12 protein-coding genes are annotated in these 17142 nt (G+C 72.4%); 6 read left to right on the forward strand and 6 right to left on the reverse strand.

Annotation, left to right across the window (positions count from 1 at the left end):
* The first annotated feature begins 53 nt into the window (after positions 1 to 53).
* Positions 54 to 959, forward strand: coding sequence for a LysR family transcriptional regulator (locus tag ACFYWX_RS13400; RefSeq protein ID WP_389424119.1), 906 nt, complete (start codon positions 54 to 56; stop codon positions 957 to 959).
* 39 nt (positions 960 to 998) lie between these two features.
* On the opposite strand, the gene ACFYWX_RS13405 is transcribed toward ACFYWX_RS13400, so the two are convergent.
* Complete coding sequence (locus ACFYWX_RS13405) at positions 999 to 1166, reverse strand: hypothetical protein (protein ID WP_389424120.1); 168 nt, start codon at positions 1164 to 1166, stop codon at positions 999 to 1001.
* 203 nt (positions 1167 to 1369) lie between these two features.
* Here ACFYWX_RS13405 and ACFYWX_RS13410 point away from each other — a divergent pair, with 203 nt between their 5' ends.
* The 3 genes from ACFYWX_RS13410 to ACFYWX_RS13420 all read left to right on the forward strand — a co-directional run bounded on the left by ACFYWX_RS13410 (position 1370) and on the right by ACFYWX_RS13420 (position 5881).
* Positions 1370 to 2899 carry an SDR family oxidoreductase gene (locus ACFYWX_RS13410; protein WP_389424121.1) on the forward strand — a complete coding sequence of 510 codons (1530 nt, stop codon included), beginning with the start codon at positions 1370 to 1372 and terminating at the stop codon, positions 2897 to 2899.
* A 75-nt stretch (positions 2900 to 2974) separates the two neighbouring features.
* Positions 2975 to 4366, forward strand: coding sequence for a cryptochrome/photolyase family protein (locus ACFYWX_RS13415; protein WP_389424122.1), 1392 nt, complete (start codon positions 2975 to 2977; stop codon positions 4364 to 4366).
* A gap of 9 nt (positions 4367 to 4375) precedes the next feature.
* Positions 4376 to 5881, forward strand: a complete 1506-nt coding sequence (locus tag ACFYWX_RS13420) for a cryptochrome/photolyase family protein (RefSeq protein ID WP_389424123.1) — start codon at positions 4376 to 4378, stop codon at positions 5879 to 5881.
* A 7-nt stretch (positions 5882 to 5888) separates the two neighbouring features.
* On the opposite strand, the gene ACFYWX_RS13425 is transcribed toward ACFYWX_RS13420, so the two are convergent.
* Positions 5889 to 6875, reverse strand: coding sequence for a MerR family transcriptional regulator (locus tag ACFYWX_RS13425; protein ID WP_389424124.1), 987 nt, complete (start codon positions 6873 to 6875; stop codon positions 5889 to 5891).
* A gap of 89 nt (positions 6876 to 6964) precedes the next feature.
* Here ACFYWX_RS13425 and ACFYWX_RS13430 point away from each other — a divergent pair, with 89 nt between their 5' ends.
* Both ACFYWX_RS13430 and ACFYWX_RS13435 read left to right on the forward strand, forming a co-directional pair.
* A complete protein-coding gene (locus ACFYWX_RS13430; RefSeq protein WP_389424125.1) occupies positions 6965 to 7603 on the forward strand; it encodes a sigma-70 family RNA polymerase sigma factor in 639 nt (212 codons plus the stop codon).
* A gap of 121 nt (positions 7604 to 7724) precedes the next feature.
* Positions 7725 to 8165: an SPW repeat protein gene (locus tag ACFYWX_RS13435; protein WP_389424126.1), complete on the forward strand. Its 441-nt coding sequence runs from the start codon at positions 7725 to 7727 to the stop codon at positions 8163 to 8165.
* A gap of 87 nt (positions 8166 to 8252) precedes the next feature.
* On the opposite strand, the gene ACFYWX_RS13440 is transcribed toward ACFYWX_RS13435, so the two are convergent.
* The 4 genes from ACFYWX_RS13440 to ACFYWX_RS13455 form a co-directional block, all read right to left on the reverse strand.
* Entirely contained in the window at positions 8253 to 9026 is a 774-nt protein-coding gene (locus ACFYWX_RS13440) for an ArsR/SmtB family transcription factor (RefSeq protein ID WP_389424127.1), read from the reverse strand.
* A gap of 93 nt (positions 9027 to 9119) precedes the next feature.
* Positions 9120 to 14162 (reverse strand): SAV_2336 N-terminal domain-related protein, encoded by a 5043-nt coding sequence (locus tag ACFYWX_RS13445; protein WP_389424128.1) that lies wholly within the window; start codon positions 14160 to 14162, stop codon positions 9120 to 9122.
* Entirely contained in the window at positions 14155 to 15111 is a 957-nt protein-coding gene (locus tag ACFYWX_RS13450; protein WP_389424129.1) for an AAA family ATPase, read from the reverse strand. Before ACFYWX_RS13450 ends, ACFYWX_RS13445 begins: the two co-directional genes overlap by 8 nt.
* Positions 15108 to 17120: a hypothetical protein gene (locus ACFYWX_RS13455; RefSeq protein WP_389424130.1), complete on the reverse strand. Its 2013-nt coding sequence runs from the start codon at positions 17118 to 17120 to the stop codon at positions 15108 to 15110. Before ACFYWX_RS13455 ends, ACFYWX_RS13450 begins: the two co-directional genes overlap by 4 nt.
* Positions 17121 to 17142: the final 22 nt, after the last annotated feature.

Genomic DNA, 17142 nt, shown 5'->3' on the forward strand with positions numbered 1-17142 from the left:
GTGTGACAGGGGAACCCTTGAACAGTTGTCGAAGGGGCCCGCATTCTTCAGACGTGCGAACGGAACAGCTGGAATACATCGCGGCGGTGACACGGCTCGGTTCGCTGCGCCGGGCCGCCGACGAACTCCGCCTTTCGCAGCCCGCGTTGAGTGAGACCGTCCGCAACCTGGAACGCGAACTGGGGGTGGATCTGCTCGAACGCAAGCGCTCCGGAGCGACGATGAGCGCTTCGGGCCGTGAACTGCTGCCCCACATCATCGACGTCCTGGACGCGGTGGACCGGCTGCGGGCGGCGGCGGGCGAGCAGCATCGCATCAGCCGCATGGTGCGGGTCGGCACGGTGAACGCGGCGACCGTTGCGCTGCTCATCCCGGTGGTGCGGGAGTTCCGCGCGGCGCATCCCCTCACCCAGGTCGAGGTGGTGGGCGCGCAGCAGACGGACATCCACCGGGCGCTGCTGGAAGGCGCCTTCGACCTGGGCCTGGTGAACCACCTGGAGGGCGACGACATGCCCGCCGACTTCGAGTCCACGGAGCTGCTGCGCGGCCGGCCGGTGGTGTGCGTGCGCCCGGACAGCCCGCTCGCGTCCCTGACCTCGGTGTCGGCGGACGACCTGGTCGGCGAGCCGCTGATCGGCATGCGGTCGGGCTATGTGATGCACCGCTATGTGCACCGGCTCCTGGACGGCCGCGGGCCGGTCTTCGCGTACTCGACCGACGGCGCGGAGATGGGCAAGCTGATGGTCGCCGAGGGGCTGGGTGCGACGGTCCTGCCGGACTTCAGCGTGGCCGGGGACCCTCTGGAGCGGCTCGGTGCGATCACCCACCGACCGATCACCGGCGACACGACCCGCGTGCTGCTGATGCTGCGGCGGCGCAGGGCGGAGTCGGTGCCGCAGGCCGCGCGGGATCTGCACACGGTGTTCGTGCGCCGGTCCCGGCGGCTGTCGGACCGGTGAGGGACCGGGCGGCCGTGGTCGGTGCCGCGCGGCGCCCGGTCAGTCGTCCTCGGGCGACGGGATCACGACCAGGAAGGCATCGGCCTTCAGGTCCATGACCACGGTCGCGGGTTCGCCCTGCGCACGGCGAGCCGCCGCGTACTCCTCCGCCGGCCACGATCCGCGCGGAGCTCCCGCAGGAAACCGCTCCAACACCTTCGCGCCCATAGCGGCAGCACCTCCGATGTCCACCGTCGAGTCGAACGGACCGTTCCTCTCTGCTCGCCTGCCCTGGATCGCCGTGTCCATGTCCATCCCTGTTCATACCGTCGTGACCCGGCCGGAGACGAACACTCTTTCGCCGCATCCGATGCCGGTCCCTCCGGGGAAGTGATCCGCAGAGGGACGCCGACACGAAGGGCCGAGAACTGATGAAGGGTGACGACCTGCGCGAGGGGCCGCGCTGTCTGGTGACCGGTGCCACGGGGTACATCGGCGGCCGGCTCGTCCCGGAACTGCTCGCCGCCGGATACCGGGTGCGCTGCCTCGCCCGCTCCCCCGACCGGCTGCGCGGCCACCCGTGGGCCGACGACGCCGAAGCGGTACGGGGAGACGTCACGGACGCCGACTCGGTCGCCGAGGCCATGCGGGACGTGGACGTCGCCTACTACCTGGTGCACGCGCTCGGCACCGGTGACGACTTCGAGGAGACCGACCGCAGGGCGGCACGCGTGTTCGCCGAGCGGGCCCACGCGGCGGGGGTGCGCCGCATCGTCTACCTCGGCGGTCTCACCCCGGCCGGGGTGCCCCTGCACGCGCTGTCGCCGCATCTGCGCTCACGGGCCGAGGTCGGCCGGATCCTGCTCGACTCCGGGGTCCCGGCCACCGTGCTGCGGGCGGCGGTGATCATCGGATCGGGCTCGGCCTCCTTCGAGATGCTGCGCTACCTCACCGAGCGTCTCCCGGTGATGGTCACCCCGAGCTGGGTGCACACCCGCATCCAGCCCGTGGCCGTACGGGACGTGCTGCGGGCCCTCGTCGGCAGCGCCCGTATGCCGGACGACGTCAACCGCGCCTTCGACATCGGCGGGCCGGACGTCCTGACCTACCGGGAGATGATGCTCAGGTACGCGGCGGTCGCGGGTCTGCCGCGCCGGTTCATTATCCCTCTCCCCGTGCTCACCCCGGGTCTGTCCAGCCTTTGGGTGGGTCTGGTCACGCCCGTGCCGGCGTCCATCGCCCGTCCCCTCACCGAGTCGCTGCGGCACGAGGTCGTCTGCCACGAGCACGACATCGCCCGCCACGTGCCCGATCCCCCTGGCTGTCCCCTCGGCTTCGACGCGGCGGTGCGGCTGGCCCTCCAGCGCGTGCGGGACGCCCGGGTGACGACCCGGTGGTCGTCCGCCTCCGTGCCCGGCGTCCCCAGCGACCCCCTTCCCACCGACCCCGACTGGGCCGGCGGAAGCCTCTACACCGACTGCCGGGAACTGACCGTCGACGCCTCGCCCGAGGCACTGTGGCGGGTCGTCGAGGGCATCGGCGGCGAGAACGGCTGGTACTCCTTCCCGCTCGCCTGGGCGGTGCGCGGATGGCTGGACCGGCTGGTCGGCGGGGTCGGGCTGCGGCGCGGGCGCCGGGACGCGACGCGGCTGCGCGTGGGCGACTCGCTGGACTTCTGGCGGGTGGAGGAGATCGAGCGGGGCCGGCTGCTGCGGCTGCGGGCCGAGATGCGGCTGCCGGGCCTTGCCTGGCTGGAGATGCGCTGCGAGACGGACGGCGACGGCCGCACCCGCTATCGCCAGCGCGCCCTGTTCCATCCGCGCGGGCTGCTGGGCCAGGCCTACTGGTGGAGCGTCTCCCCCTTTCACGCCGTGGTCTTCGGCGGCATGGCCCGCAACATCGCACGGGCGGCACAGACGGGCGCGGTCGTCCACACGCGGGAGCGGGCGCCGATTCGCTGACACGCGCGTCCGAAAGCTCCGTCCGCACCGAAGCACATCGGTACCCGATCCATTCTCCTTTCCGGAGTTCGCCCCATGAACGTCTCCGTCGTCCTGTTCACCGCCGACCTGCGGCTGCACGACCATCCGCCGCTGCGTGCGGCCCTCGACGGCTCCCGTGGTTCGCACGGCTCCCGCGAGGTGGTTCCGCTCTTCGTCCGGGACCGGGCGGTGGACGCCGCCGGGTTCGCCGTACCGAACCGGCTGGCCTTCCTCGCCGACTGCCTGCGGGACCTCGACGCGGGCCTGCGCGAGCGGGGCGGCCGGCTGGTCCTGCGCTCCGGTGACCTCGTCGAGGAGGTGTGCAAGGTCGCCGCCGAGGCGGACGCCGACGAGGTGCACATGGCGGCCGACGTCAGCGCCCACGCCCACCGGCGCGAGGGGCGGCTGCGGCGCGCTCTGGAGGCGGAGGGGCTGCGGCTGCACGTGCACGACACGGTGACCACGGTGGTCGCGCCCGGGGAGGTGACCCCGGCCTCGTCGGGCCACTTCGCCGTGTTCACGCCGTACTTCGGGCAGTGGTCGCGTCGGCCGCTGCGCGACACGCTCGACGCGCCCCGGTCCGTGCGGGTCCCGGACGCGGTCGGGTCCGAGGCACTTCCCTCCCGCGAGGACCTGTCGGGTGTCTCGCCGGGACTTGCCCCCGGGGGCGAGAAGGAGGGCAGGAGACGGCTCACCGCCTGGCTACGGGCCGGCATCACCGACTACGAGGACCGCCACGACGACCTCGCGGGCGACGCGACCTCCCGCCTCTCGCCCCATCTGCACTTCGGCACCCTCTCCCCCGTCGAGCTCGTCCGGCGGGCGCGCGGTGTGGGCGGCCCGGGCGCCGAGGCCTTCGTACGACAGGTCGCGTGGCGCGACTTCCACCGGCAGGTCCTCGCCGCGCGGCCGGGCGCGTCCACCGCCGACTACCGCACCAAACGCGACCGTTGGCGGTCGGAGCGCACCGCGCGGGAGGACGTCGAGGCCTGGCGGGAGGGCCGCACCGGGTACCCGGTCGTCGATGCCGCCATGCGCCAGCTGCGGCACGAGGGCTGGATGCACAACCGCGGCCGTCTGCTGACCGCGAGCTTCCTCGCCAAGACGCTGTACGTCGACTGGCGGGTCGGCGCCCGGCACTTCCTGGACCTGCTGGTCGACGGCGACGTCGCCAACAATCAGCTCAACTGGCAGTGGATGGCCGGAACGGGCACCGACAGCCGGCCGAACCGGGTCCTCAACCCCGTCACCCAGGCCAAGCGCTACGACCCGGACGGTGCGTATGTGCGGCGCTGGGTGCCCGAGCTGCGGGAGCTTCCGGGAGCCGCGGTGCACGAGCCGTGGAAGCTGCGAGGACTGGACCGGTCCGCCGTCGACTACCCGGACCCGATCGTCGACCTGGCCGAAGGGCTCGCGCGGTTCAAGCGGGCGCGCGACCGCGACTGAGGAGTCATCGTGGCCACCCCGCACTGGCTCTTCGGCGACCAGCTCGGCCCTCACTTCGTCGCCCCGGGCGAGGACGGCCCGGCTCGGAACGCCCCGGTGGTGATGGTCGAGGCGCGGTCGGTGTTCCGGCGTCGGCGCTTCCACCGGGCCAAGGCGCACCTGGTGCTGTCCGCGATGCGGCACCGCGCCGCCGAACTCGGCGACCGGGTGCGGTACGTCCGGGCCGAGACGTACCGGGAAGGTCTGGAGAAGGCCTTCGGCGCCGGCGGCCTGACGGTGTGCCACCCCACATCCCGGGCCGCGCTGCGGCTGGTCCGCTCCCTGGACGGGGTCAGGGTGCTGCCCGCGCGCGGGTTCCTCGTCCCGCTCGACGACTTCCGGGCCTGGGCCGACGGGCAGGGCGGGCAGCGGCTGCGTCACGAGGACTTCTACCGGTGGGTGCGCCGCGGATACGGCCTGCTCATGGACGGTGAAGGCCCGGCAGGCGGTCGCTGGAACCACGACCACGCCAACCGTGAGCCTCCGCCCCGGGGCGCGCGGACGCTGGGCGCCCCGGCCCCCTATCGGCCCCGCGAGGACGACATCGACGACGAGGTCCGGCGCGACCTCGACCGCTGGGAGCGGCACGACGGCATCCGGTTCGTCGGCCGCGACGGTCCACGGCTCTTCCCGGCCTCGCGCCGGGAGGCACTGGCGGCACTGCGGCGCTTCATCGAACACCGCCTCGCCGGGTTCGGCCCGCACGAGGACGCCGTGCTGGCGGCGGACCCGGTCATGAGCCACAGTCTGCTGTCGTCGTCCCTCAACCTGGGCCTGCTGGACCCGGCCGAGTGCGTGGAGCGGGCCGAGGACGCCTGGCGGTCGGGGCGGGCCCCCGTCAACAGTGTCGAGGGGTTCGTCCGGCAGATCGCCGGCTGGCGGGAGTACGTGTGGCAGCTGTACTGGCACTTCGGCGAGGACTACCGCCGCCGCAACGCCCTCGGGCACCACGCGCCGCTGCCCGACTGGTTCCTGGAGCTGGACGCCGACGCCGTCACCGCCCGCTGCCTGGCCACCGTGCTCGCACAGGTGCGCGACACCGGCTGGACGCACCACATTCCCCGCCTGATGCTGCTCGGAAGCCACGCCCTGCAGCGGGGCTGGGACCCGGCCGAGGTGACCGACTGGTTCCACCGCTGCTTCGTCGACGGGTACGACTGGGTGATGCTGCCGAACGTCGTCGGGATGTCCCAGTACGCCGACGGCGGCAGGATGACCACCAAGCCGTACACCTCCGGCGGCGCGTACGTGCACCGGATGAGCGATCTGTGCGCGTCCTGCGTCTACCGGCCGGACGAGCGGGTCGGTAAGCACGCCTGCCCGTTCACGGCCGGTTACTGGGCCTTCCTGCACCGGCACCGGGCCCGGCTGGAGCGCAATCCGCGGATGACGCGGGCGGTGCGGGGCCTGGACCGGTTGTCCGATCTGGACGCGTTGCTGCGCGAGCAGAAGCGGCGCGCCGAGGGGCCGCCCTGACCCGGGCTCAGGAGCGGGCCGCCGGCTCGGGGCCGTACCCGTCGGACAGCGTGTCCAGCGCGTCCCTGAGGGATGTCGGCCGCAGCATGCCGCGTGCGGAGCGTCCGAGCCAGCCGGGGCCGCACAGCAGCACCAGGGGCCGTCCGCGCGCGCCTCTGACGCCCCACTGCGCGTCGGCGACGTGCCGGGCCAGGGGCAGGCTCGCCGAGGAGCGGGTCTGCGCCCACAGCACCACGGCCGCCGGACCGAGCCGTTCCACGGCCGCCGTGAGCGCCTCGGCGGGGACGGCCGCGCCGAACATACGGGTGGGCAGCCGGAGTTCGGCCAGCCCTGCGTTGAGCGCCTCCAGCGGAAGGGTGTGCTGCTCGCCGGGTACGCAGGCCAGCACCACGGGCCCCACCGCGGCGGGGCCGCTCCGCCCGGGCGACGGGAGTGTGTGCCGGCGCAGGGTGCTGGAGACGTGCCAGGAGAGCAGGTGCTCGACCTCGACGTAACGGTCGTCCGAGGACGCCCACTTGCGGCCCACCGCGTGGAGCGTCGGCACCATCACCTCCTGCCAGGCGACGGCCAGACCGTGCTCCTGGACCGCGCGGGCCAGCAGTTCCTCGACGGCCGGTGCGTCGAGCCGGACGGCGGCGCGGGCGAGGCCGCGACACTCCTGGCGCACGTCGCCGAGGGGCAGCGAACCCGCCGCCCGGGAGCGGCCGTGGGGCGCGGCTTCCGTCGGCGCCCGGCCCGGGGCGTCGCCGCCCGTTCCCGCCCTGGCCGCACGGGCCGCCTCGGCGGGCGGCACTCCGGCGGACGTCAGCCGGCACATCGTCTCCAGGACGGCCACGTCCTGCGCGCTCCAGCGCCGGTGGCGGCCGTCGGCGCGCTCCGCGGGCCCGATGCCGTACCTGCGGTCCCAGGAGCGCAGGGTCGTGGGCGACACCCCGAGCCGGCGCGCCAGCGCACCGGTCGTGAGACCCACGACCGTTTCCGGGAAATCCGCCATGGAACCGACTATACGATGCAGAATCGACGCAAGTTGAGCCCTCGATGGCGCGGCTCGGACGATGGCGGCACCTGAGAGGAGCCGCCCCGATGAGAGCACACCCGAGCACCGCCGAGCCCGCCCGCGCCGCCCCGTCGCAGCGCGCCGTGGCCGACGCGCTCCTGTGGGCCCCCGCCGAGGAGTCGCTCGCCGACGAGGAGCTGGCGCGGGGGCTGGTGGCGGGCGACGAGGCGTGTCTGGCCGCCGCCTACCGCCGCTGGGCGGCCCTGGTGCACACGCTGGCCCGGCGCTCGCTGGGTGACGCCAAGGAGGCCGAGGACGTCACCCAGCAGGTTTTCCTCGGGGTGTGGCGGGGGCGCCGGGGATACCGGCCCGAGCGCGGCACGATCACCGGATGGATCGTCGGCATCACCCGGCGGAAGGTCGCCGACGCCCTGTCCGCACGCGGCCGCCGCGGCGACCTCGTCTCCTCGGCGCGATCCGCCCTCCCGCTCCGCGACCCGTACGGCGACCGGCCCGAGGCCGCCCTGGACCGCGTGCTCGTGCGCACGGAACTCGCCAAGCTCCCGTCGGCACAGCAGCGGGTACTGCGGCTCACCTTCTACGAGGACCTGACCCAGACCCAGATCGCCGAGCGCACGGGCTGGCCGCTGGGCACGGTCAAGAGCCACGCGAGGCGCGGACTGCGCAGGCTGCGGGACGGCCTCGGGCAGGAGGGGGCCGCCTGAGACCCCGGGGGCTGTACGACCTCTACACATAAAGATGAAATAAGCGCAGAATGCCCTTACGTGGCACTTACCGCATACCGCACCAGACGCGGTCGGGCCTGCTAGTCAAAGGAGACGAGTCATGGCCAACGTCTCGCCCACCAGAGGTGACATGGCGACGCACCCTGATGTTTCCGAAATGCGGGCACGGTACGCCCGCATGCTCGGCGGTCGTGATGTGGCGCTCGTGGACGGACCGGTGTTCCTGCTCGGTCTGTACTGCGCCGTATCCCCCTGGATACTCCACTACACGACGAGCCAGCCCGCGCTCGTGACCCACAACCTGATCCTGGGCATCGCGATAGGCGTGCTGGCTCTCGGTTTCACCACCGCACCGGAACGCATGTACGGCCTGAGCTGGGCCATGTGCGCGCTCGGCGTGTGGATGATCGTCTCGCCGTGGATCGTGGGCGACAGCCCGGACGCCGGCGTCATCGTGAACAACATCATCATCGGCGCCCTGGCCGTGATCCTGGGGCTGATGTGCATCGGCACGGCGGCGAGGAGCGCTCCCAGGCCGTAGGAGACCCCTGAACGGACCGGGGAGACCCGCTGAACGGACCGGCCGGTCCGCCCCGCGCGGACCGGCCTTCGCACGGAGCGGACGCGCTCACCGCCTCGGCGTGAGCCACGGCTCCTGGGGCAGCGTACTGCCGGTCTCGAGGAGCGACTTCAGGTTGGACAGCACCGCCGGCCACCCGAAGGAGACCTCGTCGCGGGCCGCCTCGTCGGGAAGGTCCTCGTGGGTGACGGTGAGCCGGACGATGGCGTCGTGCCGTTCGATGTCGAAGGTGACCCGGGAATACGTGTCCCCCTGCCCCTCCTTGTCCGGCTCCGGGGAGCCCCAGGTGGTGACCAGCCGGGTCGGGCGCTCGCTCTCCACGACGGTGCCGATCACGTCCTCGACGCCGGAGCCGTCCGTGCGGACGTGTGCCCAGCGGGAGCCCGGCTGCCAGTCCGAGACGTTGCTGTGGCCCCAGTAGGCGGCGGTCAGGTCGGCGTCGGTGAGCGCGTCCCACACCTTCTCGGGCGTGCTCGCGATGTAGGTGACGTACACGAATGCGGGCTTGTCGGTCATGGCTTCCTCGGCTCGTCGCTTCACTGCGCCGAGCGCACGCAGACGCGGGCGCTCGAACTTGTCGATCCACCGCTCCTGGATCTCGTGGAGCGGCACCGGATTGAGGTAGTGCAGCTTCTCCCGCCCCCGCCGCACCGTGCTGACCAGGCTGGCCGCCTCCAGAACGGCCAGGTGCTGCGTCACCGACTGCCGCCTCATGTCGATCCGCTCGCACAGCTCCCCCAGCGTCTGCCCGTTGTGCTCGTGGAGGCGGTCGAGGAGGCGCCGGCGGGTTTCGTCGGCGAGGGCCTTGAAGACCTGGTCCATGCGGGGGTCGCTGTCTGATCGCACATTCGAAGTTATGCAGGTGATTGCCTGCATGTCAAGGTTGGGGTGGGAACAGCGCCTGGTGGCGGGGCGCTACGCCGGGGGCCGGCTCCATTTATCGATGCCGGGCGGGTCCTGGTGTCCGGCAACCGAGATCCAGGCCTTCTCCACTCCGTCCTTGGTCGGGATGTGGACGGGACGGAACATGCCGGCCAGGCGGCTGTGTGCCCGGAACGCGATGGTGAACAGGTCGTCGGACACCGCCACGGCGGCGGGTGAGGGATTCCCCGCCTCCAGAGCGGCGCGCAGCGGCGCGGATTTCACCAGCCGGAACGCTGTCGTGAGTGCCGACCCGTGCCATTTTCGCCCGCGCCGCTCGACCTCGCCGTAATGCAGGGCGACACGCAGCCGCAGCGGCCAGGACAGGGCGGCGTGGTCGTGCAGTGCGCTTTCCAGGCCTGAGAGCAGCTCCGAGGCCAGCGCGGTGCCCCGGGCATCGCCGGGGAGCAGCACGATCAGCCCGTCTCCCGTGCCTTGGCTCTCCCAGGACAGTTCGTCGTCGTCACGGACGACTCGGGACAGGATGTCGGCCAGAGTTCGCAGCGCCTCCAGCCGGTCGGCTGCTTTCGCCTGGGCGATATTCGCGATCTCAGCGACGAGGACGACAGGGCTCCGCAGGACGGCCAGGGCGGCCGCGCGGGTACGCGCAAGGTCACCGATCCCCTCATCCGACTGACCTCGGTCGGTACGGGCACGGCTCCACTTCATCGCCGTCTGCACTGCCTTGCCGGACAGCTCCGACCCCAGGTCGGGGCGCTCGAGCAAGGGGCGCAGCACGTACCGCGCCGAATGATGGCTGCCCTGTGCGGCCAACCAGTGGAGCGCCTGGTCCCCCGCCTCCGTCACCTCTGCCCGGGTGAGGTCGCCACGGTACAGAAGTGCGTTCAGGACGAACTGAGCGTCGCCGTCGGTACCGTGCACCTGCAACCAGTCCAGGGCGAACTCGGTGGCGACACGGGCCTCCTCGGGGGTGAGGTCGGCACGTCGCAACAGGGGGCGCAGCAGGAACTTGGCCGAGGCGTCGGCGCCGACGCCCTGGAGCCAGTCGATGGCGATGTTCACGAACTGGGCCCGGGACTGCGGGGTCAGGTCCCGTCTGCGCAGCGCGGCGCTCAGGACGAACTGGCTTGTGAAGGCACCGCCGTGCGACTGGAGCCATCTCAAGGCGTGTTCCACCACCGCGTGGGCTTCCGCCTCCGACAGATCGCCGCGCAACAGGAAGGGCCGCAGTACGAACTGGGCCGATTCGATGTCCCCGCGGGCGTCGAGCCACCGCAGGGCGTACGCCACTGCTCGACGTGCCTGGTCCTCGGGCAGATCGGTGACCGGTAGCAGCGTGCCGAGCACGAACTCCGCTGCCTGTTTGTCCCCGTGCACCGTCAGCCAGTCCAGCGCGCGCACAACCGCCTCCGTCGCCTGTTGCGTGGACAGGTCGCCACGTGGCAGCAGGCCGTTCAGGACGAACTGGGCACTCTCAGCACGGTCGTGGACGCGCAGCCAATCCAGAGCCTGGTCCGCGATGTCCCGAGCCTGGTCCTTGGTCAGGCCGGTGCGCTGAAGCTGCTTGCGCAGGAAACGCGCGGCGTCCTCGTGGTTGGTGGTCGCTTCTCGACGTTCACGATGGGCGAGCGCGCGGAAGCGCCCGGCGTGCTGCGTGTCCCCCTGCTCCTCCGCTGTCCGGGCAATGGCCTCCAGGTCACGGGGAGAGGCATGGTCGGCCAGCGCGTTCCACAGGCTTTCGGGTGGGGCGAGACCGGCACGGGTTTCACGTCCGTGGCGTTCGATGTGGTCGGACAGCCGGTAGTGCCCCGACGTGGTCTCCTCCGCGTTCGTCGTTGGTCCTACCCGTGACAGGAGGCCCACGCCCGCCACCGTGTCGACGGAGGCCTCGTCGAGGGCGGCCGCGAGCCAGTCGTCTCCTTCGAGTAGCTGCCGCTGGGACTCGCGCAGATAACCGGGTGCCGCCGCCCGCAACAGCGCGAGCGGAAGCTCGGGGCCGTGCCCGCAGCGGCGCGCGTCGATCGCGGCTTCCAGGAGGGCGCGGTAGCCGGGCGACGCACCGGTGTACCGGTCCATCCGGGCGTCGTCCGGCGCCGACGTCACGTGGATGGGCTGGCATTCCTCCCACAGGGCACGAGCCTGCGGTCGAGGGTCGGAGGCACCGGCCGGCGGAACGGCTTTCAGCAGGTTGGCGGATTCCTCCGTAAGGGCCCCCAGCACCAGCACCGGGCTTTGCTCGGGAACGTGCAGGCGTGCCCTCAGCCGAGCCGCGATCCGTTCACCACGTCCGTCCGTTGTGTCGTCCAGGAGGTAGTCCGCGTAGCCCAACCACACGGCGGTGCGTGAGGGGACCGCGGTCGGCACGTCCAGCGCCGCAGCCAGGTCGTCACTCGAGTCGGGGTGCCACAACCACCAGTCGTCCGGCAGGTGACTCAGCGCTTCCAGGGCCGACACGGCCTTGCCGAAGCCGTGAGGGCCGACGAGCAGGATCAGCCCTCCTTCCCCGGCGGCGTAGCGTTGCACGACGGTTCGCAGGAGGCGATCGTGGCGCCGTTCGACGTACGGCTCCCGCGCGAGACCGGCGAGTTCGGCGATCGGGTGCCCCACGCGAACCGACGTCACAGCCCTTTCCCTGTACTCCTCCCCCAGCGCATGGTGCCGCAACGCCGCCAACCAGTACGACCAGTCGCCGTCGCCCTCCAGGCCGGCCTGCCGCACAAGAAAACGCGTCAGCCACTCAAAGCTCTGCTCGTCGGCCGGTACGGCACGCCCGCTGAACCAGTCCAACAGCATCTCTGCGCCCAGCGTGACCGGTGGCGACGCCTCGGCGGCTTCGCGCACCAACTCCCGGTAGGTGGGAGAACCTGCTCGGCGATGCAGCTCGGCCAACCGGTCGACGAGCCCGCCTCGGCTGTTCCGCGGCGCCTTCCCGTAACGGGTCTGGAGGCGCAGGACGATCAACCCACCACCGGGGGGGGTGCCCCGCTTGAGCAGCGTCGCGCAGGAGGCCAGGGGACTGAGCCCCTCGGGCTTGTCCGACTCGTCCAGGACGACGAGGAACTCGATCGGTGAGGTAGCCGCCGCGTCGATCTCATGCACCCACGACGATCCGGTCTGCATCTTCAGCGTGATGTGGAGGGGGCCGCCGGCGGCCCGCCACACCAGGTCCGGTCCGGTCGCGTCGCTCTCCGATGTCGGCTCTTGGAGGTCGATGCCCTCCAAGGAGGGGTAGCCCCGCAGATCAGCGATCACGTCCATCGGCGTCAGGGAGCCCTTCGCCGCACGCAGGTCGTCGAAGCACGTGTTCTCGCTCGGCCAGCCTCCCAGCGGGGCCGGAAGCCGGGAGAACGCGTAGTCGATCAAGTGCCGCAGAAGAACCTCGGCGTCACGCAGGGCCTGGCTCCCCTGTTCGAAGAAGGGCCGCATTTCCTGACGTACGGCCGAGTAGGCGGCCAATGCCTCGTCCGGACCGACGGCTACGCTGCCGTCCTCACTCGGGCCCCCGTCCGGCTCCTCCCCCACCGGCGCCGCCTGCCGCCGCACCGCACCCACCGTCTCCGCGAACGGCCGTGCCTCCGCAGGGAGTTCCGTCGGCGCCAGCGCGTCGTGCAGGACTGCCGCGATGCCCTGAGGAGCGTAGGGGTGGGCGGCGGCATGGCGGGTGAAGGCGGCGCGGATCTGCCACCTGTCGTGGGTCGTGAGGTAGGTGTTCAGGTGCTCCCGCGCGGGCGCGTGGAGGGCCAGCAGCGGCTCGCCGTCGGGGTCGCGCCGCACCGCGAACAGTCCGCTGGTGAGGACTTCGGCGAGGTCGGCGTATCCGGCCTCCGGCACGGCCTCGTCGCGCAGCACGTGCAGCAGCGCCGGCGGCAGGTCGGGGAGGTCGGAGCACAGGACGGCCAGGCGTACGGCGGGGGCGGGCGCGGTGTGCGCGAACGCTTCCGCCAGCCGCGCGGGGTCGGGCTGCCGGGCGGGAGCCGAACCGTTGCGTGTCTGCGGGAGGCGACCGGTGGCGGGGACAAGGACCGCGTCGCAGCCGCGCGGGTCGGCGCGCATGAGGGTGCTCGCCCAGGCGCCGAGCGAGCGCGGGGTGCAGGACATGACGGGCAGGGCGGCCCACGGCCCGGTTGGGTCCTCCCGATCCGGGCGGGGTTTCAGGCGGGGCGGCAGGGTGTAGCGGAGCGCACCGTTGCGGCCGCCCGCGTGGCCGGCGGTGACGCGTACGGCGGGGAGGTTGAGGGCGGAGCGGCGCCACAGGCGCGGGGGCAGCGGGTCGAGCAGGGCCACCGGGATCTGGTCGCCCCACTCGCGCAGGAGAAGCCAGGGGGCGGGGGCGTGCCAGCCGCGTGCGGCGCAGTCGGAGACCAGCAGGACGAGGCGCCTGCCCTGGGGGCCGCTGCCGTGGTGGGGGACGCGCTGGGCGGGCACCTCGCGGCCGTGGTGGTCGCGGACCCGCGGTTCGCGGCCCTCCCATTCCAGGCGCCAGGTGTGGACGGCGCGCAAGCCGCCCAGGGTGGTCAGGAGCCGGGCCACCGCACGCGTGGTCTCCTCCCACACGCTCATGGACAGGGAGGAGTCCACGAGGACGACCGCTTCGAACCAGGGTTCCGGAGCCGGGCGGAACAACGGGACGAGGGGGCCGCCGCGTGCGTAGTGCTCCACGGTGGCCTCGATGTCGAGGTGACTGTGCCCGCCGCTCCGCCACGGTCGGCGGAACGGCTGGATCGCACGGCCGACGGCGAGGGCGTCGGGGAGCGGGTTGGCACGTCCCAGGGACAGGGGCACGCCCCGTACGGTGGTGGTCGCGCCGGGACGGCGCACGGACAGCTCCCGGCTCTCCGTGCCGGGCATGATCGTGCGTCCTGTGCCCGGCGGTGTGTTTCCGTCGGGGCGGTCCGAGCGTTCGGGCTCCGGGTCGGGTGCCGTCTCCTCGGGGGGCACAGGTGGTGTCGGTGACGCACCCTCACCGGTCGCACCGGAGGCGGCCAGCCACAGCGCGTCGGCGAGGGTGCGCGGGTCCGTCCCGGCGGGCAGTGCGTTGCCCAACGCCCGCAGGAGCCGGTCCAGGGGGTCAGACACGGGAGAGTTCACGCAGGATGAGCGCGCGCAGTTCCTCGTACTGGCCGTCGCGAGGTGCCTGGTCGCCGGTGAGCAGGGCCATCGCGTTCAGCAGCTGGTCGATGGCGAGGTGCTCGCCCGCGGTGACGCGCTCGGCGAACTGCCCGACGAGTTCCCCTCCGCCGTCCGGGATCTCGCCGAAGTGGGCCTTGACGATGCCGCGCAGCAGGTCGTCGCTGAGCGGGGGCATCTTGTAGCGGATGCAGCGGCGCAGGAAGGCCGGTGAGAAGTCCCGTTCGCCGTTGCTGGTGAGGAGGATGAACGGGAACTGGGTGCACTGCACGCGCCCGCGCTCGACGAGGTGCTCCTCGTCGCTGTCCCACTGGCGGATCTTGACGCGCGGGCGTCGGTAGCGGACGAGTTCGGGAATCTCGTACTCACCGCGTTCCAGGACCTCGAGCAGGTCGCTGGGCAGGTCCAGGTCGCTCTTGTCGATCTCGTCGATGAGCAGGGCGCGCGGTCGGCCGGCGGGCAGCAACGCGGTGCCCAGGGGGCCGAGTTGCAGGAAGGGGGCGATGTCGTCGCGGCTGCGTCCGCGGCCCGCCCGGCCTGTCGGCCCGTGCGGCGTCGCCGCGCGCAGGCTCTGGGCGTGGATGCGGCCCAGGGCGTCGTAGCGGTACAGCGCCTCGGTCAGTGAGCTGCGGGAGGTGATGTGCCAGCGCAGCACGGGCCCGAGGTCCAGTTCGTGGGCCACCTGCTCGATCACGGTGGACTTGCCCGAGCCCGCGGGGCCGCTGACCAGGAGCGGTCGGCGCAGGTGCACGGCCGTGTTGACGGCGTCGACGAGGCCGGGGGGCGGCTGGTACTGGCGGTGCTGCGGGGTGCGCGGGAACGTCCGCCATGGGGGCGGGTCGGCCAGCGGGGTGGCCCGCCGTTCGCCGTCACCGCGGTAGTAGGGCTTCCAGGTCACAACTCCTCCTCAGGGCCGGCCACGACGCGTTGCTCGAAGGGTCGGCAGAACTCCAGCCAGGGCTCGTCGTGCCAGACCGCGCGGACGTCGCCGAGACACGCCACGCACCCGTCGTGTTCGCGGGACCACCGCTGCCGGTAGGCGGGAGCGAGGTCGTCGGGAAGCCGGCGCCAGTTCTTCTGTACCAGTGTCCGCAGCCAGTCGTGGTCCGGCCGGGCCTCCGGTCGCGGCCAGAGGATGATCGGCGCGTAGGGCAGCAGCTGTTCGAGGACGTCCTGCAGGGCGTCCGGATGATGGTCGAGGCCGACCGCGATGTCGTACCGGCCGGTCATGAGCTCGTCTTCGAGGGCCTGGCGGTCGTCGAGGACGGACGCGCCGATCCACTCGACCGGCACGGTGGCGCAGTCGGCCATCCCGCGCAGGGCCTTGCGGGCGGCGTCGTTCATCTCGGCGTTCTCCTCCGCCGGATCCATGCGTCCGCTCCAGCGGACCACGACGTCGTGGTTGACGCCGAGCAGCCGGCGGTCGACCTTCGCCTCCTCGGGCTGCCAGGACGCGAGCAGGTGGGCGGGGGCGGCCACGTCCACGTTCTCCAGTTGTTCCGGGGTGGGGAGGCGGCCGCGCGCCCACGCCAGGGCCGCTCCGATCGCCCGGCCCGTACCGAGACGGTCGGCGGACTCGCACCGGAAGCGCTCGTGCACCGGGAGCCTCTCACCGGTACCGATCAGCCAGGCGTCCACTTCCTCCGGCCAGTCGGTCAGCGCGCCCGCCAGGCTGACGACGAGGCGGATTCCGCCTTGCTGCCGCTTGTGCGCGAACTCGGTCAGGGCGTCGTTGTACTCGGTGACCACGCCGAGGTCCCGCGCCCACTCCCGCAGCCGGGCGACCGCGATGTCCGACCCGGACAACTGGGCGAGGGCCGCGACGAACCGCGCGGGCGCCTTCCAGGACGGCTCGTCCCCGCGAGGCGCTCGCAGGGCCGCGTACTCGACCAGGTCGCGCAGGAGTTCGGGGCCCTCGGCGTCGTGGGGCAGCCCGGACAACTGACGGGCCGCTCTGAGCAGGTCACTCGTGAGGACCTCGGCGAGCACCTGGTTGACGAGTACGACGGTCCGGGCGCACTCGGCGAGCGTGGCGACCAGGTGGGTGACCCGGCCGTGCCAGTCCCGGTCGCCGGCCTCCGCGGCCTCGGTCTGCCGGGCGAAGGTGTACAGGGCGTCGAGTGCCGGGCGGGTCAGGGGCGTGGGCAGGCGTTCGCCGGCCCGCCACATCGACACGGCCTCTTCGAGGTCCTGTCGCCCGACCGGTCCCACCACGCCTCGCGCGGCGCCGGTGATCGAGCGCGCGTTGCGGGCCAGCCAGAGGTGTTTCTGGGCGAAGGGGTCGTTGTCGTACTCGAACCGGCCGACGGCCTGGCCCTTGATGCGGTCGCGCAGTTCCTCGGTGAACCGGGTGTCCACGTGCACGGTGGGGCCCGCTCCGGCGAGCCCCTCCTTCATGACGTCGACGAGGGAGAAGGTCAGGCGCATGCCGCGGGCCGCCTGGTCGGCCGCCGCGGCGGCGAGTACGGACAGCCTGGTCCGGCCGGCCCGGACTCCGCCGGCGATGCGGCCCACGTCCGGCATCGCCCCTGCCGCGTGACAGGTGTCGATGAGGGCGATCACTCCCTCGACTCCGGGCTCGTCGGCGGCTTCGGCGAGCAGTTGACCGACGTTCACCGCGGACATGGTGCTGTCGGCCGTGGAGTCGGCGACCATGTAGTACAGGTCGGTCTGCTGCGGGGTGGTGAAGCCGTGCCCGAGCAGCGCGACGACCAGCACGGCGTTGTCGGCCCGCGTCCGGCGCACCGCCTCGTGCACGGCCTCGTGGACGTCCCCCGGTGTCAGCGTCGCACTCAGCAGCAGGGATGCGTGCTCGCCGGTCCGTTCGGTGCACGCCCCGAGGGACTGGTTCGTCAGGGCCGCGTGCAGACCGTGGGCTGCTTCGTCGAGCCGGGACAGGGTCCGCATGGACGTGCACTGTGCGCCGACG

It is taken from the genome of Streptomyces sp. NPDC002888, assembly GCF_042888465.1.
Lineage (GTDB): Bacteria > Actinomycetota > Actinomycetes > Streptomycetales > Streptomycetaceae > Streptomyces.